This is a genomic window from Streptomyces sp. NBC_01334 (assembly GCF_035983595.1).
GTDB lineage: Bacteria > Actinomycetota > Actinomycetes > Streptomycetales > Streptomycetaceae > Streptomyces > Streptomyces coriariae.
Genome location: NZ_CP130718.1, coordinates 8,128,578 through 8,146,541 on the forward strand (window position 1 = coordinate 8,128,578; position 17,964 = coordinate 8,146,541).

Annotated in this window: 16 protein-coding genes and 1 tRNA gene; 8 read left to right on the forward strand and 9 right to left on the reverse strand. The window is 72.0% G+C overall.

Going from position 1 to position 17,964, the window contains the following annotated elements:
• Positions 1-9: 9 nt before the first annotated feature.
• Positions 10-1,833, reverse strand: a complete 1,824-nt coding sequence (locus OG736_RS36200) for an AAA family ATPase (RefSeq protein WP_327186165.1) — start codon at positions 1,831-1,833, stop codon at positions 10-12.
• A gap of 8 nt (positions 1,834-1,841) precedes the next feature.
• The gene (locus OG736_RS36205) at positions 1,842-3,248 is read right to left on the reverse strand and encodes a DUF2201 family putative metallopeptidase (protein ID WP_327186166.1); all 1,407 of its coding nucleotides are present in this window, start codon (positions 3,246-3,248) and stop codon (positions 1,842-1,844) included.
• A gap of 99 nt (positions 3,249-3,347) precedes the next feature.
• Between OG736_RS36205 and OG736_RS36210 the strand changes: the two genes are divergently transcribed.
• Positions 3,348-3,423: transfer RNA gene (locus OG736_RS36210), tRNA-Trp, on the forward strand.
• An 18-nt stretch (positions 3,424-3,441) separates the two neighbouring features.
• On the opposite strand, the gene OG736_RS36215 is transcribed toward OG736_RS36210, so the two are convergent.
• The 5 genes from OG736_RS36215 to OG736_RS36235 all read right to left on the reverse strand — a co-directional run bounded on the left by OG736_RS36215 (position 3,442) and on the right by OG736_RS36235 (position 8,787).
• Positions 3,442-4,284, reverse strand: a complete 843-nt coding sequence (locus OG736_RS36215; protein ID WP_327186167.1) for a hypothetical protein — start codon at positions 4,282-4,284, stop codon at positions 3,442-3,444.
• An 87-nt stretch (positions 4,285-4,371) separates the two neighbouring features.
• Positions 4,372-5,346, reverse strand: a complete 975-nt coding sequence (locus OG736_RS36220; RefSeq protein WP_327186168.1) for an acyl-ACP desaturase — start codon at positions 5,344-5,346, stop codon at positions 4,372-4,374.
• Between the two features lie 217 nt (positions 5,347-5,563).
• Positions 5,564-6,340, reverse strand: a complete 777-nt coding sequence (ddaH, locus tag OG736_RS36225) for a dimethylargininase (protein ID WP_327186169.1) — start codon at positions 6,338-6,340, stop codon at positions 5,564-5,566.
• Positions 6,341-6,479: 139 nt separating this feature from the next.
• Positions 6,480-8,102: an ABC-F family ATP-binding cassette domain-containing protein gene (locus OG736_RS36230; protein WP_327186170.1), complete on the reverse strand. Its 1,623-nt coding sequence runs from the start codon at positions 8,100-8,102 to the stop codon at positions 6,480-6,482.
• Positions 8,103-8,370: 268 nt separating this feature from the next.
• Positions 8,371-8,787: a spore wall synthesis regulator SsgD gene (locus OG736_RS36235; RefSeq protein WP_327186171.1), complete on the reverse strand. Its 417-nt coding sequence runs from the start codon at positions 8,785-8,787 to the stop codon at positions 8,371-8,373.
• Between the two features lie 224 nt (positions 8,788-9,011).
• Between OG736_RS36235 and OG736_RS36240 the strand changes: the two genes are divergently transcribed.
• The 3 genes from OG736_RS36240 to OG736_RS36250 all read left to right on the forward strand — a co-directional run bounded on the left by OG736_RS36240 (position 9,012) and on the right by OG736_RS36250 (position 11,258).
• A complete protein-coding gene (locus OG736_RS36240; protein ID WP_327186172.1) occupies positions 9,012-10,121 on the forward strand; it encodes a WD40/YVTN/BNR-like repeat-containing protein in 1,110 nt (369 codons plus the stop codon).
• A 50-nt stretch (positions 10,122-10,171) separates the two neighbouring features.
• Positions 10,172-10,501 carry a plasmid stabilization protein gene (locus OG736_RS36245; RefSeq protein WP_327186173.1) on the forward strand — a complete coding sequence of 110 codons (330 nt, stop codon included), beginning with the start codon at positions 10,172-10,174 and terminating at the stop codon, positions 10,499-10,501.
• 61 nt (positions 10,502-10,562) lie between these two features.
• Positions 10,563-11,258 (forward strand): endonuclease V, encoded by a 696-nt coding sequence (locus OG736_RS36250; protein ID WP_327186174.1) that lies wholly within the window; start codon positions 10,563-10,565, stop codon positions 11,256-11,258.
• Here OG736_RS36250 and OG736_RS36255 read toward each other — a convergent pair.
• Entirely contained in the window at positions 11,234-11,422 is a 189-nt protein-coding gene (locus tag OG736_RS36255; RefSeq protein WP_327186175.1) for a hypothetical protein, read from the reverse strand. The genes OG736_RS36250 and OG736_RS36255 overlap by 25 nt on opposite strands.
• Positions 11,423-11,684: 262 nt before the next feature.
• Between OG736_RS36255 and mmpA the strand changes: the two genes are divergently transcribed.
• Positions 11,685-11,831 carry a morphogenic membrane protein MmpA gene (mmpA, locus tag OG736_RS36260; RefSeq protein WP_020129438.1) on the forward strand — a complete coding sequence of 49 codons (147 nt, stop codon included), beginning with the start codon at positions 11,685-11,687 and terminating at the stop codon, positions 11,829-11,831.
• Between the two features lie 25 nt (positions 11,832-11,856).
• Here mmpA and OG736_RS36265 read toward each other — a convergent pair whose 3' ends face one another.
• Positions 11,857-13,029 (reverse strand): saccharopine dehydrogenase family protein, encoded by a 1,173-nt coding sequence (locus tag OG736_RS36265; protein WP_327186176.1) that lies wholly within the window; start codon positions 13,027-13,029, stop codon positions 11,857-11,859.
• A 186-nt stretch (positions 13,030-13,215) separates the two neighbouring features.
• Between OG736_RS36265 and OG736_RS36270 the strand changes: the two genes are divergently transcribed.
• The 3 genes from OG736_RS36270 to OG736_RS36280 are packed head-to-tail and all read left to right on the forward strand — an operon-like array spanning position 13,216 to position 17,963.
• Positions 13,216-14,472: a CaiB/BaiF CoA transferase family protein gene (locus OG736_RS36270; RefSeq protein WP_327186177.1), complete on the forward strand. Its 1,257-nt coding sequence runs from the start codon at positions 13,216-13,218 to the stop codon at positions 14,470-14,472.
• 39 nt (positions 14,473-14,511) lie between these two features.
• Positions 14,512-15,726 (forward strand): acetyl-CoA C-acetyltransferase, encoded by a 1,215-nt coding sequence (locus tag OG736_RS36275; RefSeq protein ID WP_314219683.1) that lies wholly within the window; start codon positions 14,512-14,514, stop codon positions 15,724-15,726.
• A gap of 41 nt (positions 15,727-15,767) precedes the next feature.
• The gene (locus tag OG736_RS36280; protein ID WP_327186178.1) at positions 15,768-17,963 is read left to right on the forward strand and encodes a 3-hydroxyacyl-CoA dehydrogenase NAD-binding domain-containing protein; all 2,196 of its coding nucleotides are present in this window, start codon (positions 15,768-15,770) and stop codon (positions 17,961-17,963) included.
• The last annotated feature ends 1 nt before the right edge of the window (position 17,964 follow it).

Genomic DNA, 17,964 nt, shown 5'->3' on the forward strand with positions numbered 1-17,964 from the left:
GCCGCCCGTTCAGCGCCGCATCCCCGTGAACACCCCCACCCAGAACTTCTGTTGCTGCTCCGACGCGCCGACCAGGTACGTCGCCCGCAGCTTGGCAGGCAGATGCGTGACCAGACGGGCCACCACGGTGTGATGCCTGCGCAGTTGGGACAACTCCGCGTTGGCGAGGATCTGGTGGACGACGTCGCTGTCGTCGCCGCCCTCGTCGGAGCGGGCGGCGGCACGGCGCAGCCGGACCTCCCACGCGTCCGCGTCCCGGGCCAACTCGCGCAGGCCGGTCACGGGGCGGCCCTTCAGACGGTCGATCAGTGCGGTCAGCGGCACCGGAGCGTACTCGCCGTCGCCGAGGTAGACCGTGGCCATCTCCAGCGGCAGCCCGCGCCGGTGCAGCTTGATCAGCCGCTCCAGGGTGCGCTTGGTGATCCAGGCGCGGCCCTCCTCGTCGATGTCGTGCTTCCACCACTCCAGCACCGTCTCGGCGTCCGCCCCGTACCGTGCCAGCAGCCACTCGTTGGCCGGGATGTCCTCCGGCGCCACTTCCAGGGAAGCCGTGAACCGGGTCGCCTGCGCGATGTTGTTGCGGGACACCAGCAGCTTGCGGCCCAGGTGGTACGGCGGATTCTGTACGGCTATCTGGGCCCGCAGGTTCTCGATCCGCTTCCCCGCCAGCGACCACTCCTGGGTGATCTCCATCAGCTTGGCGAACGCTGCCTTGTCCTTGGGCCGGTTGTACTCGTCCCACACGATCGCCTTGGGCTCGGGGCCGGTGAACTTCGCCGCGAGCAGGTTGTCCAGCGTGCCGTCCGGCGACGGCACGGGCGCGCAGAGGTCCTCGACGTTGGTCACCGGCAGCGAGAAGTACAGGGCGTCCCGCCCCAGCCCCGCGCGGACCGTCTCCCGCACCAGTTCCGTCTTGCCGCACCCGGGCGGCCCCTGGAGCAGCACCGTCCAGCGGTTGCGCAGGGCCGCGCGCACCACCTGTCGTACGGGGTCGGGAACCGTGGCCGGGTTGGCCACGCCGAGCGCCTGCGCGAGCCGGTCGAGGATCTCGGCCGTGCGGTTCTGGCCGGGCCGGCCGTCCGGACCCGGCTCGGCCAGCCGGAGCCGCTCGCCGTCGATCAGCGGCAGGCCCCAGCGCAGCGGGAACCCCTCGCGGGCGTTGGCCAGGACATGGTCGAGCGTGCGCGGGGACAGCAGCTCGCGCAGGGCGGGGGAGAGCGAGGCCCACACGGCGAACACCGGACGCAGGTCCCACGGGCGGTACTTGACCGCGAGGTGCCGACGCCACGACGTGTCGTTCGCCGAGATCCGCATCGTGACCATCCGGTCCAGCAGCGCCAGGTCGCTGCGCCGGGCCGAGGTCTCCGCCTGCGACTCGTTGTCCGTGAGGAAGACGCCGACGCAGCCGAGGGCACGCAGGTCGTGCTCGCCGAGCGTCCAGTCGCAGGCGATCTGCATCAGCTGCGACTGGATGGTGTCGCCCGCCTGCAACGAGTCGTCGATGAGCAGCACGAACGGCCGGCCCGGCTTCAGCTGGCTCATCACCAGCTGGCGCAGCACCAGTTCACCGGAGCGCGGATCACGTACCGGCGCGTTGACGAGCAGGTCGTCCGGCGTGAGGTTCGCCGCCGGCACGTACACCAGCTCGGTGTCCGGGTGGGCGCGGGCGACGTGCGAGAAGAACGTCGCCGTCTTGCCGATGCCGTGCTCGCCGAAGACCTGGCCGGTCTGCCCGAGGTCGATCATCGCGTCGATGAAGCCTTCGAGGCGGGAGACCTCCGTGGGGGCCGGCCGGTCGCCGGCGTCGTGAGTGTGTTCCGTCCGCGTGCTCATCCGCTCATTCACCGCGATCCTGTGGTGACGCGATGGCAGTCCATCGCCGGTGTGTGCGTCTCGGGCCACTCGTGGCCCCCCTCGGTGATCAGCCAGATCCAGCGGTCCGGCTCGGCCGGCGTGATCGGCGGCGCGTAGCCGTCGGTGAGGACGACGACCGCGTCCGGCCGCTCGTCGAAACGGCGCCCGTTCACCTCCGTGCGTCCCTCCACGTAGTCGGCGACCGCCTGGAAGCTCGTGCCGCCGCCCCCGTACACGCGCTCGCCGGGCCGGAAGGGCATGACCACGGCGTCGAACGAGAGCCAGTGCGCCTCGACGCCGTCGATCCGCCCGACCAGCTCGGTGAGCCACTGGACGACGTGGTGCGGCATCGACCCGGAGGTGTCGTAGGCGATCACCAAAACCTTGTCGCGGACCGGGCCGCGCCGCGCCAGCACGGGGTCCTGGCCGAGGGCGGCGAGCAGGGCGCCCCGCTTCTTGGGGTAGACCAGCCGCTCGCCGTCACGCAGCTTCGAGCCGAGCACGTCGACCAGCCAGCGCTGCCACCAGTCGACCGTGCGCGTGCGCGTGGTCCCGCCGCGCAGCGTGCCGGCGCCCAGCCTGCCCCACAGCCGGGCGGCCCGCGCCGAGTCGCCCTCCGTGCGGCCCATGAGGTCGAGCAGCTCCCGCTCGGCGCCCGCGTGCCCGCGCCGGGCCGCCAGCAGCGAGTTGAGCAGGGCGGAGGACGTCACCGCGTCGACGGTCTCCTGGTCGGCGGGGACCGCGCCGGCCGCCAGGTGCACGCACAGCCGCTCCTCGGGCACGGGCGGGTGACGCATGCGCTTCAGCTCGCCGTACACGCGCGTGTCGGTCCGCGTGAACGTCTCGTACGACACAGGCTCCAGCCCGTGTGCCGTCAGGTCCTCGACGTACAGGTCGTGGACCCGGCGCGGGTCGACGCCGGTCGGGCGGCCGTTCAGCAGGGGCAGTTCCTCGCGGCCCAGCCGCACCAGTGCGACATGGTTGATGGACACCTCGGCGGCCAGCTCGAACACCGGATCCTCGCGCAGCTCCGGCTCGGCGAGCAGATGCCGGTGCACGAGGTGCCGGGCCTCGTGGAACAGGACGAACTTGACGCCGTCCAGGCCCAGTCCGACGAAGAAGTCCGGGTTGTACAGCAGCAGACAGGTGCCGTCGCCGGAGGCGACCACGGCCGCCGTGTCCACCGCCGTCGTCGGGATCTGGTGATGGCACTTGGTGTACAGCCAGGACGCCACCGCCGACTCGGTCAGCCCGAAGTCCAACAGCGCGGCCTCCTTGAGCCGCCGGGCCCGGGCGACCACCTCGGGGTCCGCCGGGCGGTACGCCTCCAGTGCCCTGCGGTCGGCCAGGTCGACCACGAGCGGACGCCGCCGCCCTCGCTCCCCGTACCCCATGTCGAGCCCCCCGTGCCCTTTTTGCCGTGCTTCCCCCAGTGCCTCATTGGTACCAGGCCCCACCGACAACGGGCGAAGGCATTACGCTCTGGGGCAAGGGCGGGGCCGTAGCGCAGAGGCAGCCGCACCGGTCTCCAAAACTGGATCACGCTGGTTCGAATCCAGCCGCCCCGCCCCCTCGACGTCCGGTGCCTCAGGCGATGGCGCCCGCCGTCACGACGAGCTCCGGCGCCGTCCCGTGGAACGTGTCGATGAGCTGCGCCAGCACCGCCCAGGCCTCCTCGCGCCCGCCCAGGTGGTCCCGCACGAGCGGGCGCAGGGCGTCCTCGGCGTCGCGGACCCGGGCCGGGAACATGACATGGCCCAGGGACAGCACCTCCAGGACCCGGGAGGCCGGACCGTGGGCGGTCGCGTACTGGGCCGGGCCGTCGAGTACGCCCGCCTGCCGCAGCCGGTGCGTGAACTTGGGGTGCGACCCGAACCGGGCGCGCAGCGCGGGCGGGCAGTCCGGGCGCACCGACAACGCCCAGCGCGGATACCCGGGCAGCGCCAGCTCGTCGTGGGCCGTGCCGACCGTCTCCCAGTCGTCGCGGGTCAGCACCATGGACGCGGCCGCGCGGGCGGAGGGCATCGAGTTCGCCCTGCGCAGGGCGCCGACGAGGCCGTGCCGGACGTAGCTCTCGGGGATGTCGGGTTCCTGCCGCTCGTGGATCGAGCGCACCGGCAGGGGCTTCGTGCGACCGGGGCCGAACGGCACCCCGCGGGCGAGGGCCCGGCGCAGACCGAGGTCGTTGCCGACGAAGCGCCACACGACGGCGTTCAGCGCGGGGTCGTCCTGCTCCAGGACCCAGAGCACCACCGAGGCGGGCGCGGTGGGCCAGGTCCAGGCGCGGTTCAGCCTGCGCTGGATCGTGGCCGCGTTCTCGGTGGTGGCCGGGGGCAGACCGATCCGCGCGCGGATCCGGTCGGCGGTGTCCTCGTCGGTCAGCCCGAGCAGGAAGCCGACCGCCTGCTGGACCGTGTCACTGTCACCCATGGCGGCATGATGCCGCAGGTCGCGAACGGCCCGCACCGGGAAATCGGTTCCCTGTGCGAGCCGTCGAAGCGATCGGTGGGGGGCGGGTCAGCCTGCCGCGCGCGCTGCCATCCGGGCCTTGCGCGCCGCCAGCTTCTCGTCGAACTTGGACGCCTCCGAGTCGAGGCCGCCCATGTACAGGCCGATCTCCTCCTGCGCCTTCTGGCCCTCGGGGCCGAGGCCGTCGACCTCCATGACCTTCAGGAAGCGCAGCACGGGCTGGATGACGTCGTCGTGGTGGATGCGCAGGTTGTACACCTCGCCGATCGCCATCTGCGCGGCGAACCGCTCGAAGCCGGGCATGCCGTGACCGGGCATGCGGAAGTTGACGAGGACGTCGCGCACGGCCTGCATGGTCAGGTCGGGGGCCAGCTCGAAGGCGGCCTTCAGCAGGTTGCGGTAGAAGACCATGTGCAGGTTCTCGTCGGTCGCGATGCGCGCCAGCATGCGGTCGCAGACCGGGTCCCCGGACTGGTGGCCGGTGTTGCGGTGGGAGACGCGGGTCGCCAGCTCCTGGAAGGCGACGTAGGCGACCGAGTGCAGCATCGAGTGCCGGTTGTCGGACTCGAAGCCCTCGCTCATGTGGGACATGCGGAACTGCTCCAGCTTGTCCGGGTCCACCGCGCGCGAGGCGAGCAGGTAGTCGCGCATCACGATGCCGTGCCGGCCCTCCTCGGCCGTCCAGCGGTGCACCCAGGTGCCCCAGGCGCCGTCGCGGCCGAAGAGCGAGGCGATCTCGTGGTGGTAGCTGGGCAGGTTGTCCTCGGTGAGCAGGTTCACGACCAGCGCGATCCGGCCGATCTCGGTGACCTTGGACTGCCCCTTCTCCCAGGCCTCGCCGTCCTCGAAGAGGCCGGGGAAGTTGCGGCCGTCGCTCCACGGCACGTACTCGTGGGGCATCCAGTCCTTGGTGACCTTCAGGTGCCGGTTGAGTTCCGTCTCGACCACTTCCTCCAGCGCGTGCAGCAGCTTGGCGTCGGTCCAGACGGCGGGGCTACCGAGGTGAGGGGAGGTGATCGTCACGAGAACTCCAGGGGGACGTGAAGCGGAGTGGAACACTCCGGCGAGCGAGGCCGGAACTTACGGAATCGTAGGCTACGTATCCGTAGGTTACGAAACCGTAGGTTAAGAACAGCGTAAACATCGCTGATCAGCCGTGTTGCGTCAAGTAATTCTGGGCATGTCAAAAAGCCCCGAGAACCGCAGGTCCCAGGGCTGTATGGGTGACGGGATCACCCGCTCAGGCGTACAACTCACGCAGCCGCACCGAGAGGCATGTGACACATCCCTCGAGTTTCTCGAACTCGCCGATGTCGACGACGACGGGTTCGTGACCGAGATCGGCGAGCAGGTCCGCCGTCTTCGGCGCGGCGGCCGAGATGAGCACGTGCGGGCCGCCGAGCAGCACCACGTGCGAACCGGCCTCCTCGGGCACCGACAGGAAGCGCGGGAACAGCGACGGCCGGTCCACCTTGGGGATGTGGCCGATCACCGTGCCGTCGGGCAGCGCCGTGACCGCCGACTTCAGGTGCAGCACCTTGCTCACCGGTACGGCCACGACCCGCGCGCCCAGCGGTTCGAAGGCGGCGCGCACCTGCTGGACGCCGGCCGCGTTGGTGCGCCCGCCCCGGCCGACGTAGATCGTGTCGCCGACCTTGAGCACGTCACCGCCGTCCAGCGTGCCCGGCTCCCAGATCCAGTTCACCGAACAGCCCAGGCGGGCCACGGCCTCCTCGACCCCGAGGGTCTCGTCGCGCCGGGACTCGGCGCCGGAGCGCGCGATCAGGGCGACGTTCTTGTACATCACCACCGTGTCCTCGACGAACACGGAGTCCGGGCAGTCGTCGGCCGGGTCGACCTCGACGGTCTCCCAGCTGTGCGCCCGCAGGGCCTCGGCGTACGCCTCCCACTGCTCCAGGGCGAGCTCCACGTCGACCTTCTCCCGCTCGACGTGCGTCACCAGGCCTTCGGCGAGGCGCGGGCTGGGGCGACGGATGAGGGCCTTCTTGCTGGGCACGTCCAGGTCTCCGAATCGGGTGGCGCAAACCGGCGCCTCGGACGCGGCGCCGGTCAGCCATCATGCAGGGCGGGGCCACCAGGACAAAACCCCGCAGTAACAATGTGCCCCTCCTGAGACCATGCGAGGACTCGGCGGCCTAGGCCGGATCCGCCACCTCCGCCGCCGTCGTCTCCCGCAGCTCCCCGTCCAGCAGCAGCCAGCGGGTGATGCCGACGGACTCCAGGAACGGCAGGTCGTGGCTGGCCACGATCAGCGCGCCCTCGTAGGACTCCAGGGCCGTGGTGAGCTGGCGCACGCTCGCCATGTCGAGGTTGTTCGTCGGCTCGTCCAGCATGAGCAGCTGGGGTGCCGGCTCGGCCAGCATCAGCGCCGCCAGGCTCGCCCGGAAGCGTTCCCCGCCGGACAGTGTGGCCGCCTTCTGATCGGCGCGGGCGCCCCGGAAGAGGAAGCGGGCCAGCCGGGCCCGGACCCGGTTGTTGGTGGCGCCCGGCGCGAACCGGGCCACGTTCTCGGCGACCGTGAGCTCGCCGTCGAGGATGTCGAGGCGCTGGGGCAGGAAACGCAGCGGCACGTGCGCGTGCGCCTCGCCCGCCTCCGGCGCCAGCTCCCCGGCAATGGTGCGCAGCAGCGTCGTCTTGCCCGCGCCGTTGCGCCCGACCAGCGCGACCCGCTCGGGACCGCGCAGGTCGAAACCACCGTCCACGCGCGCGCCGTACGCGAGCCGGAGGTCCTGGAGCAGCAGGACCTCGCGCCCCGGCGGCACGGCCGTGTACGGCAGTTCGACGCGGATCTCGTCGTCGTCCCGTACGGCCTCCACCGCGTCGTCGAGCCGCTCCTTGGCCTTGGCGAGCTTCTCCTCGTGCATGATCCGGTACTTGCCCGCCGACTCCTGCGCCGCGCGCTTGCGCGCCCCCATCACGATCTTCGGTTCGCGTTTCTGGTCGGACATCTTCTGCCCGTACCGCTTGCGGCGGGCCAGCGTGACCTGGGCGTCGACCAGTTCGCGCTTCTGCTTCTTCAGGTCGGCCTCGGCGACGCGCACCATGCGCTCGGCGGCCTCCTGCTCGGTGGCCAGGGCCTCCTCGTACGCGGAGAAGTTGCCGCCGTACCAGGTGACCCCGCCGGCGCGCAGGTCGGCGATCTGGTCGACGAGGTCGAGCAGCTCGCGGTCGTGGCTGACCACGATCAGTACCCCCGGCCAGGAGGTGACCGCCGCGTACAGCCGCCGCCGGGCGTACAGGTCGAGGTTGTTGGTCGGCTCGTCCAGCAGCAGGACGTCCGGCCGGCGCAGCAGCAACGCGGCCAGCCGCAGCAGGACCGACTCGCCGCCCGACAGCTCGCCGATGGTGCGGTCGAGGTCGATGTGGCCGAGTCCGAGTTCGCCGAGGGTGGCCAGCGCGCGCTCCTCGACGTCCCAGTCGTCGCCGAGGGTCTCGAAGTGCCGCTCGGAGGCGTCACCGGCCTCGATGGCGTGCAGCGCGGCCCGCAGCGGGGCGATGCCGAGCGCGGCGTCGACCTTCAGCGTGGTGTCGAGGGTGACGTTCTGCGGGAGGTGTCCGACCTCGCCGGCGCGGCGCACCGTGCCGTCGGAGGGGGCGAGTTCCCCGGCGATCAGCTTCAGCAGGGTCGACTTGCCGGACCCGTTGACGCCGACGAGTCCGGTCCGGCCGGGACCGAAGGCGATGTCGAGTGCGTCGAAGACGGGGGTGCCGTCCGGCCAGGAGAAGGCGAGGGAGGTACAGGTGACGGAGTGAGTCAAAGCGGGCCTCGTGGTTGCGTGTGCGGTCAGGGGCGACACGTGTCGAGACACCGGAATGCGGCGACCACCCGCGGCAGCGGGGGAGCGCGGAGACATGAAGGAAGTCCTGCTCCGCAAGGACGGCTCGAAGGCCGAGGTCGCACGCGGCGCACACACTCCTCAGGTGTGGCGCGGTGTCTCATGACCTCAGACGAGCAACGTCCTTCTCCGATCGACGGCAACAGAACCGTTCTAAACGGTAGGAGGGCCCGGAAGGGCTGTCAACGGATTAACAGGCGTCGCGCATCAGCTCCGCCAGGTCGTGGTCGAGGTCGAGCTGCCGGTGCTCCGTGCCGGCGGGCACCAGCTCGCTCGTGGCCTGCAGAAAGTCACGGATCTCCGTCGTGTGGACGTGCACGACGGCGGTGCCCTCGGGCGCGTGGAACTCCAGCACGGTGCGGCCGTACCCGTAGGGCCGCACCCGGACGTCGCCGTGGCCCTCGGCGTCGTGCATGCCCGCGGCGAGCAGGTCACGGGCGAAGGTCCAGCAGACCTCGACGCCCTCCAGGGTGGCCGGAGCCGGGAAGGTCATGCGGACGGCGAAGGGGTCCTGCCGGTCGTAGGACAGGGTGGCGGGGATGGTCTGCATCCGGGGCGCGGCGGCGACCAGACGTGCCTCTACGGACTGCTCGATGACGGTGGACAACGCCTTGCTCCCTCGTGACGGCGGGACGATCTTCCGGGCGGTGCGTCCGGACACTGGAAGAGACGCCGGAACCGGCCGATCCGTGCACACCCTTTCCGAGTGACCTCGGTCACCGTCTTTCATGCACACGAGTGACTCACCTCTCCTCCCGTGCCTCGTGCGGCGGTTGAGGCGGTCGCGGGCATCTGGACGACACCGAAAGCCGTGGGCTAGCTTCGCCCGCCATGAGGCGCTTGGGGAAGACGCGACGCACGGTTCGTACGGCACGGGGGAGCGGCCGGGTGGCTGCGGCGGCCTGCGGGGCGGCACTGGCCCTCCTGACCGCCCTGCCCGCCCGGGCGCACACACCGGGGCCCGCGGAGCCGCACTGGGACCTCAAGGACACCGGTACGACCTCCGTACGGTTCCGGGGCCTCGCGGCGGTCGACCGGCACACCGCCTGGGTGTCCGGCACCGAGGGCACCGTCCTGCGCACCACCGACGGCGGCGAGAGCTGGCGAAACGTCTCGCCGCCCGGCGCCGCCGACCTCCAGTTCCGGGACATCGAGGCGTTCGACGCGCGCCGCGCGGTGGTGCTCGCCATCGGCGAGGGCGAGGCGTCGCGGGTGTACCGCACCGAGGACGGCGGGACGACCTGGACGGAGTCCTTCCGCAACACCGACGCCCACGCCTTCTACGACTGCCTGACCTTCTTCGACCGCCGTCACGGCCTCGCCATGAGCGACCCGGTGGACGGAAAGTTCCGCATCCTGTCGACCGGCGACGGCGGCCGCTCCTGGCAGGTGCTGCCGAACGACGGGATGCCGGCCGCCCTGGACGGCGAGGCGGGCTTCGCGGCCAGTGGCCAGTGCCTGGTCGCCTCCGGGGCGAAGGACGTCTGGCTGGCCACCGGCGGGGCCGCACGCGCGCGGGTGCTGCACTCCGCCGACCGCGGACTGACGTGGACGGCCGCCGACACCCCGATCCCCGCGGGGGACCCCGCGCGCGGGGTCTTCGCCGTCGCCTTCCGCGACCGCACCCACGGCCTCGCCGTCGGCGGCGACTACCGCGCCGACCAGCCCTCCCCGCGGGCGGCCGCCGCGACCGGCGACGCGGGCCGTACCTGGCGGCCGGCCGGCACACCCCCGCCCGCCTACCGCTCCGGCGTCGCCTGGCTCCCGCACAGCCGCTCCGCCGCCCTGGCCGTGGGACCCACCGGCACCGACCTGACCACCGACGCCGGCCGCACCTGGCGCACCCTCGACACGGGCTCGTACGACACCGTGGACTGCACCGCCGACCTCGGCTGCTGGGCCGCCGGCGAGAAGGGGCGCGTGGCACGCCTGGAGAACTGAGCCGCTTCCGGGGTACCCGGTGGGTGCGAACGCGAAAGGAGTGAGCACCCATGCCACGCGGTTCCAGCCCCAAGCGGGAGCGTCAGTACGAGCACATCAAGGAGAGCGCGCAGGACCGGGGCGAGAGCGCCGGACGCGCGAAGGAGATCGCCGCCCGGACGGTCAACAAGGAACGCGCCCGGTCCGGAGAGTCCAAGACCGCGAGCCGCACCTCCACCCAGGACATGTCGTCCGGCGAGCGGGGCGGTCAGCGCTCCGGCAAGGGCTCCCAGGGACCCACGTACGACCAGCTCTACGAGGAGGCCAGGCGGCGGGGCGTCAAGGGCCGTTCGGACATGAACAAGAGCCAACTGCAAGGCGCGCTCGGCGACAAGAGCTGACGCGTCCGCGGCGGAACACGATCGCGGGCCGGCCCCCGGGAGCCGTACGCTCGTCCCCACGATGACGACCGTAGACATTCCGGCGGGCTGGCCCGCGACCGAGGAAGCGGCCCGCGCCGTCCAGGACGAGCTGCGGGCCCGGGTGGTGCTCGACGAACCGGGGCCGCCGCCGGGCACGGGGTTCGTGACGGGCGTCGACGTCGCCTACGACGACGAGCGGGACGTCGTCGCGGCGGCGGCCGTCGTACTGGACGCGGCGAGCCTGGAAGTCGTCGCCGAGACCACCGCCGTCGGGCGGATCTCCTTCCCGTACGTGCCCGGGCTGCTCGCCTTCCGAGAGATCCCCACCGTGCTCGCCGCCCTGGAGGCCCTGCCCCGGCCGCCCGGCCTGGTCGTCTGCGACGGCTACGGCCTGGCCCATCCCCGCCGCTTCGGTCTCGCCAGCCACCTGGGCGTCCTCACCGGCCTGTCCACCATCGGCGTCGCCAAGAACCCCTTCACCTTCACCTACGACGATCCCGACGCACCGCGCGGATCGGCGTCCCCGCTGCTGGCGGGCGACGACGAGGTGGGGCGTGCGCTGCGCACCCGGGCGGGCGTGAAGCCGGTCTTCGTGTCCGTCGGCCACCGCGTCACCCTGGACGACGCCTGCGCCCACACCCTCGCCCTCACCCCTCGGTTCCGCCTCCCGGAGACGACCCGGAGGGCCGACGCACTGTGCCGGCGGGCCCTTCAGGAGGCGACGACCCGCCACTGACCGACCTCCTGGTGGGCGGAGTCGTAGACCGCCGACCCGTCCCCGGCCTCCAGGGCGTAGTGCTTCAGGTTGCCACCCCAGTACCGCAGGATGCGGCCCAGCTCACCCACCGTGTCCTGGGCCGACGCGCCCTCGTCCACGGTGACTTCGAGAACGAACTTCATGCTGCTCCCCTTTCGTGCCGATCAGGTACTTCAATCGTTTCATTGAAGTGCTTGTTGGCACTTTGCGGCCGATGCGCCCGTGCGGCACCGGGGGAGCGGCGCGGAAAGTCCCCAATCGGGGTACGGGTGCGGGGCGAGCGGTCGGGCGCACGCGCACGTCCGGGCAGGCCGCCCGAGTACGTCGTCCGCGTACGTGTCTGAGTACGTCGTCTGAGTACCCGTACGGATGTGCGGCCCGTGCTCCGCTCGGCAGGCTGGGCGCATGACCACGCACCGTGCCCCGAAGCCCCTCGCCGACCCGAACCGGCCCGTCGAGCGTGCCGTGAACGCCGCGCTGATCCTCGCCGTCCTGGCGGGTGTCGGCTGGATCGCGGGCATGATCTACACGCTGGTGCAGTGGCCGGTCTGAGGCCGGGGACGCGGCACGGGGACGGTCAGCGGCGGGCCGCGACGCGGAAGCGGACACCCGCCCGGGTCAACCGCCCGGTCAGCGCGTCGCCCATCGCGACAGCCGTCGTCACCTGCCCCGCGGTCGGCGGGAGGTCGTCGCAGGCCAGGGCCATCGCCGCCTCGGCGAACATCTTCGCCGTCTCGTCGTAGCCGGGGTCGCCGCCCGCCACCTCGGTGCACACCCGCCGCCCGCCGCCCTCGCCGACGAACCGCACCGAGAACCAACTCCGCGCCCGCTTCTGCGCGCTGGGCCCCTCCCCGGGCTTGAGCCGGTCCGACAACCAGCGCCGGGCGGGCGGCAGCTGGGCCGCCGCGGCGAGCGTGCCGACCGCCGCGACCCCGCCCACGGCGACGGGCAGCCGCCGTACGGCCGCGTAGTGCCGGTAGCGGAAGTCGGGCCCGTAACGCGGCAGCGCCCTCGCCGACCGCAGCACGATCTGCGGGTCGATGGTCGGCAGCGGCAGTGCCCAGGCGCCCACCTCCGGGGCGAACCGGGGCGGCCCCACCGGCGCGGCGGCCCGACGGCCGATCAGCCGCGGTTCGTGCCGGCCGCGCTCCCGGGCGGCGGCCAGCATCTGCCGGCCGCGCGCGAACTGGCCCAGCGCGGAGGCGAAGGTGCCGCCCGAAACGGTGGCGTCGGCGCTCACGAAGCCGTCCACGGTCAGGGGCACGCCCTCGGGAAGCTGCCGGACGGTGAAGTACACGCCCAGGTCGTGCGGGACGGAGTCGAAGCCGCACGCGTGGAGCAGTCGCGCACCCGTCTCCCGCGCGCGTGCGTCGTGCCGGACGTACATCAGGTCCACGAACTCCGGCTCGCCCGTGAGGTCGAGGTAGTCGGCGCCGGTGTCCGCGCAGGCCGCCACGAGTTCCTCGCCGTACGACACGTACGGACCCACCGTCGTGGCCACCACGCGTGCCTGCTCGGCGAGCGCGCGCAGGGACGCCTGGTCCGAGACGTCGGCCCGCAGCACCCCGACGTCCCCGCCGAGCCGCTCGCGCAGCCGCTCCAGCTTCTCCTCGCCCCGGCCGGCGATCGCCCAGCGCAGATCGGCGGGCGCGTGGGCGGCGAGGTACTCCGCGGTGAGCGTTCCCACGAAGCCGGTGGCCCCGAAGAGCACGATGTCGTACGGACGGTCCGACCTTTTCAGCCTGCTCATGACACCCCTTCGTCGTCGCGCACCCCGCGCCGCTGTCGGTGGCTGAGGCTAGCGTGAGCAGTGCGGAGGCCGACGGCAGGTGCCCCTAAAGTGTCTAAGCGCTTGCTCGCTCACCTCTTGTGCCCACTGGAACACGTTCTTAACATCGCTGGTGTTACATCGGTTGTGTCACAGCAAGGGGGCTGGATGACGACGGGACGGACGGCCGGGCACGGCCCGCTGGCGGGCGTGCGCGTGGTGGAACTCGCCGGGATCGGCCCCGGCCCCTTCGCGGGCATGCTGCTGGCCGACCTCGGCGCCGACGTCGTCCGCGTGGACCGCCCCGGCGGTTCCGCCCTGGCCATCGATCCCGCCCACGACATCACCAACCGCAACAAGCGCTCGGTGATCGTCGACCTCAAGGCGCCGGACGGTCCCGCGCGCGTGCTCGACCTCGCCGCCCGCGCCGACGTGCTCATCGAGGGCAACCGGCCGGGTGTCGCCGAGCGCCTCGGCGTCGGCCCCGGGGACTGCCACGCCCGCAACCCCCGTCTGGTCTACGGCCGGATGACCGGCTGGGGCCAGGACGGCCCGCTCGCCGACCGCGCCGGTCACGACGTCTCCTACATCGCCGTCACCGGTGCGCTCGGCCTGATCGGCGCCCCGGACCGGCCGCCGCCCGTCCCCGCCAACCTCCTGGGGGACTACGCGGGAGGCTCCCTCTACCTCGTCGTCGGTGTTCTCGCCGCCCTGCACCACGCGCGCGTGAGCGGCACCGGCCAGGTCGTCGACGCGGCCATCGTCGACGGCACCGCGCACCTCTCGGCGATGATCCACGGCATGCTCTCGGCCGGCGGCTGGCAGGACCGGCGCGCCGCCAACCTGCTCGACGGCGGCTGTCCGTACTACGGCACCTACGAGACCTCCGACGGCGGGTACATGGCCGTCGGCGCCCTGGAGCCGCAGTTCTACGACGCGTTCGTGGACCTTCTCGGCCTCGAGGACCTCCGCGAGGCCCGCACGGACTGGACGCGCTGGGGCGAACTGCGCGAGGCCGTCGCGGCCCGCTTCCGGTCCCGCACCCGGGACGAGTGGACGGCCCGTTTCGAGGGCTCCGACGCGTGTGTGGCGCCCGTGCTGTCGCTGCGCGAGGCCCCGCGCCACCCGCATCTCGCGGCCCGCGGCACCTTCACCGACCACGGCGGCATCACCCAGCCGGCCCCCGCGCCCCGGTTCTCCGCGACGCCCACGGCCGTGCGCACCGGACCCGCGCGGCCGGGCGCCGACACGCGCGAGGTGGCCCGGGACTGGGACATACCGGAGCTCGTGACGGACCTTGTGAAGACACCCGCCGGGACCGCGGCGGGGACCCCCGCGGAGGCGAACGCGACGACCACCGCGACGACCACCGAGACGACCCCTGTGACGACCCCTGTGAAGGACTTCCCGCACCAGGGCGACTGACCCCGCCCCGCACGGCCCACCCTCCCGAAAGGCTTACCAGTGAGCACCGAAGCGTACGTGTACGACGCGATCCGCACCCCGCGCGGGCGCGGCAAGGCGAACGGCGCCCTGCACGGCACGAAGCCCATCGATCTCGTCGTCGGCCTCATCCACGAGCTCCGCAGCCGCTTCCCCGGCCTCGACCCGGCCGCCATCGACGACATCGTGCTGGGCGTCGTCGGCCCCGTGGGCGACCAGGGCTCCGACATCGCGCGCATCGCCGCGATCGCGGCAGGACTGCCGGACACCGTGGCGGGCGTGCAGGAGAACCGCTTCTGTGCCTCGGGCCTGGAGGCCGTCAACCTGGCCGCCATGAAGGTCCGTTCGGGCTGGGAGGACCTCGTTCTGGCCGGCGGGGTGGAGTCGATGTCCCGGGTGCCGATGGCCTCGGACGGCGGCGCCTGGTTCAACGACCCGATGACCAACCTGGCCGTCAACTTCGTGCCGCAGGGCATCGGCGCCGACCTCATCGCCACCATCGAGGGCTTCACCCGCCGCGATGTCGACGAGTACGCGGCCCTGTCGCAGGAGCGGGCGGCGACGGCCTGGAAGGAGGGCCGCTTCGACCGCTCCGTCGTGCCGGTGAAGGACCGCAGCGGCCTCGTCGTCCTCGACCACGACGAACACCCGCGCCCCGGCACCACCGCCGACTCGCTCGGCAAGCTGAAGCCGTCCTTCGCCGACATCGGCGAGCTGGGCGGCTTCGACGCGGTGGCGCTCCAGAAGTACCACTGGGTGGAGAAGATCGATCACGTCCACCACGCGGGCAACTCCTCCGGCATCGTCGACGGCGCGTCCCTGGTCGCGATCGGCTCCAAGGAGGTCGGCGAGCGCCACGGGCTCACCCCCCGCGCGCGGATCGTCTCCGCGGCGGTCTCCGGCTCCGAGCCGACGATCATGCTCACCGGCCCCGCGCCCGCCACCCGCAAGGCCCTCGCCAAGGCCGGCCTGACCATCGACGACATCGACCTCGTCGAGATCAACGAAGCGTTCGCGGCGGTCGTCCTGCGCTTCGTCAAGGACATGGGCCTGTCCCTGGACAAGGTCAACGTCAACGGCGGCGCCATCGCCCTCGGTCACCCGCTCGGCGCCACCGGCGCGATGATCCTCGGCTCGCTCGTCGACGAACTGGAGCGCCAGGACAAGCGCTACGGCCTGGCCACCCTCTGCGTCGGCGGCGGCATGGGCATCGCCACCATCGTCGAGCGCGTCTGACCACCCCGGCGGAACTCAGAGACTTCTACGGAGACCCTGTCATGACACAGAGCACCACCATCCGCTGGGAACAGGACCGCACCGGCCTCGTCACCCTCGTCCTCGACGACCCCGACCAGTCCGCGAACACCATGAACGCGGCCTTCCGCGCCTCCCTCGCCGCGGTCACCGACCGTCTGGAGGCCGAGAAGGACTCCATCCGGGGCATCATCCTCACCTCCGCGAAGAAGACGTTCTTCGCCGGCGGCGACCTGCGCGACCTGATCCGCGTCACCCCCGAGACGGCCCAGGAGCTGCTGGACGGCGGACTGGAGATCAAGCGCAACCTCCGCCGCATCGAGACCCTCGGCAAGCCGGTCGTCGCCGCCCTGAACGGCGCGGCGCTCGGCGGCGGCTACGAGCTCGCCCTCGCCTGCCACCACCGCGTCGCGCTGGACGCGCCCGGCTCGAAGATCGGCTGCCCCGAGGTCACCCTCGGCCTGCTGCCCGGCGGCGGCGGTGTCGTGCGCACGGTCCGGCTGCTGGGCATCACCGACGCCCTCCTCAAGGTCCTCCTCAAGGGCACCCAGTACAGCCCGCGGCGAGCCCTGGAGAACGGTCTGGTCGACGAGGTCGCCGACTCGCCCGACGAACTGCTCGCCAAGGCCCGCGCCTTCATCGACGCGAACCCCGAGTCGCAGCAGCCCTGGGACAGGCCGGGCTACCGCATCCCGGGCGGCACCCCGTCGAACCCCCGGTTCGCCGCCAACCTGCCCGCGTTCCCGGCCAGCCTGCGCAAGGAGACCAACGGCGCCCCCTACCCGGCTCCGCGCAACATCCTCGCCGCGGCCGTCGAGGGCGCCCAGGTCGACTTCGAGACCGCGCAGGTCATCGAGGCCCGCTACTTCGTCGAACTGGCCGCCGGGCAGACGTCGAAGAACATGATCCAGGCGTTCTTCTTCGACCTCCAGGCCGTCAACTCCGGCGTCAGCCGCCCCCAGGGCGTCACACCCCGCCAGGTCCGCAGGGTGGCCGTCCTGGGCGCCGGGATGATGGGCGCCGGCATCGCCTACTCGTGCGCCCGCGCGGGCATCGACGTCGTCCTCAAGGACGTCTCCCTGGAGGCCGCCCTCAAGGGCAGGGCCTACTCCGAGAAGCTGTGCGCGAAGGCCGTCTCCCGGGGCCGTACGACCCAGGAGAAGGCGGACGCGCTGCTCGCCCGCATCACGCCCACCGCCGACCCGCAGGCCCTCGCCGGCTGCGACGCGGTGATCGAGGCCGTCTTCGAGGACACCTCCCTCAAGCACAAGGTGTTCCAGGAGATCGAGCAGGTCGTCGCGCCCGACGCCCTGCTGTGCTCCAACACCTCCACCCTGCCGATCACCGCCCTCGCCGAAGGCGTCGAGCGTCAGGACGACTTCATCGGGCTGCACTTCTTCTCGCCCGTGGACAAGATGCCGCTCGTCGAGATCATCAAGGGCGAGCGCACCGGCGACGAAGCGCTCGCGCGCGCCTTCGACCTGGTCCGGCAGATCAAGAAGACGCCGATCGTCGTCAACGACTCGCGCGGCTTCTTCACCTCACGGGTGATCGGCCACTTCATCAACGAGGGCGTCGCCATGGTCGGCGAGGGCATCGAGCCCGCGTCCGTGGAGCAGGCGGCGGCCCAGGCGGGCTACCCGGCCAAGGTCCTCTCCCTCATGGACGAGCTCACGCTCACCCTTCCGCGCAAGATCCGCAACGAGTCCAGGAGGGCCGTGGAGGAAGCGGGCGGTGTCTGGCCCGGCCACCCCGCCGAGGCCGTCATCGACCGCATGGTCGACGAGTTCGGCCGCACCGGCCGCAGTGGCGGAGCCGGCTTCTACGAGTACGGCGAGGACGGCAGGCGGGCCGGGCTGTGGCCGGGCCTGCGCGAGCACTTCACGCGCGCGGACGCCGAGATCCCCTTCCGGGACATGCAGGAACGCATGCTCTTCTCCGAGGCCCTCGACACCGTCAAGCTCCTCGAAGAGGGAGTCCTGACGTCCGTCGCGGACGCCAACATCGGCTCCCTCTTCGGCATCGGCTTCCCCGGCTGGACCGGCGGGGTCCTGCAGTACATCAACGGTTACGAGGGCGACGCCGAGGTGGGCACCGGGCTCCCCGGATTCGTGGCCCGCGCGCGTCAGCTCGCCGAGCGCTACGGCGACCGCTTCACCCCGCCCGCGCTGCTGGTGCAGAAGGCGGAGCGGGGGGAGACCTTCACGGACGGGCGCTGAG

What these genes read in the sequence shown, in the direction of transcription:
- OG736_RS36200 (WP_327186165.1), bottom strand. Translation starts at nt 1,833, where the DNA reads ATGAGCACGCGGACGGAACACACTCACGACGCCGGCGACCGGCCGGCC.
- OG736_RS36205 (WP_327186166.1), bottom strand. Translation starts at nt 3,248, where the DNA reads ATGGGGTACGGGGAGCGAGGGCGGCGGCGTCCGCTCGTGGTCGACCTG.
- OG736_RS36215 (WP_327186167.1), bottom strand. Translation starts at nt 4,284, where the DNA reads ATGGGTGACAGTGACACGGTCCAGCAGGCGGTCGGCTTCCTGCTCGGG.
- OG736_RS36240 (WP_327186172.1), top strand. Translation starts at nt 9,012, where the DNA reads ATGAGGCGCTTGGGGAAGACGCGACGCACGGTTCGTACGGCACGGGGG.
- OG736_RS36245 (WP_327186173.1), top strand. Translation starts at nt 10,172, where the DNA reads ATGCCACGCGGTTCCAGCCCCAAGCGGGAGCGTCAGTACGAGCACATC.
- OG736_RS36250 (WP_327186174.1), top strand. Translation starts at nt 10,563, where the DNA reads ATGACGACCGTAGACATTCCGGCGGGCTGGCCCGCGACCGAGGAAGCG.
- OG736_RS36255 (WP_327186175.1), bottom strand. Translation starts at nt 11,422, where the DNA reads ATGAAGTTCGTTCTCGAAGTCACCGTGGACGAGGGCGCGTCGGCCCAG.
- mmpA (WP_020129438.1), top strand. Translation starts at nt 11,685, where the DNA reads ATGACCACGCACCGTGCCCCGAAGCCCCTCGCCGACCCGAACCGGCCC.
- OG736_RS36265 (WP_327186176.1), bottom strand. Translation starts at nt 13,029, where the DNA reads ATGAGCAGGCTGAAAAGGTCGGACCGTCCGTACGACATCGTGCTCTTC.
- OG736_RS36270 (WP_327186177.1), top strand. Translation starts at nt 13,216, where the DNA reads ATGACGACGGGACGGACGGCCGGGCACGGCCCGCTGGCGGGCGTGCGC.
- OG736_RS36280 (WP_327186178.1), top strand. Translation starts at nt 15,768, where the DNA reads ATGACACAGAGCACCACCATCCGCTGGGAACAGGACCGCACCGGCCTC.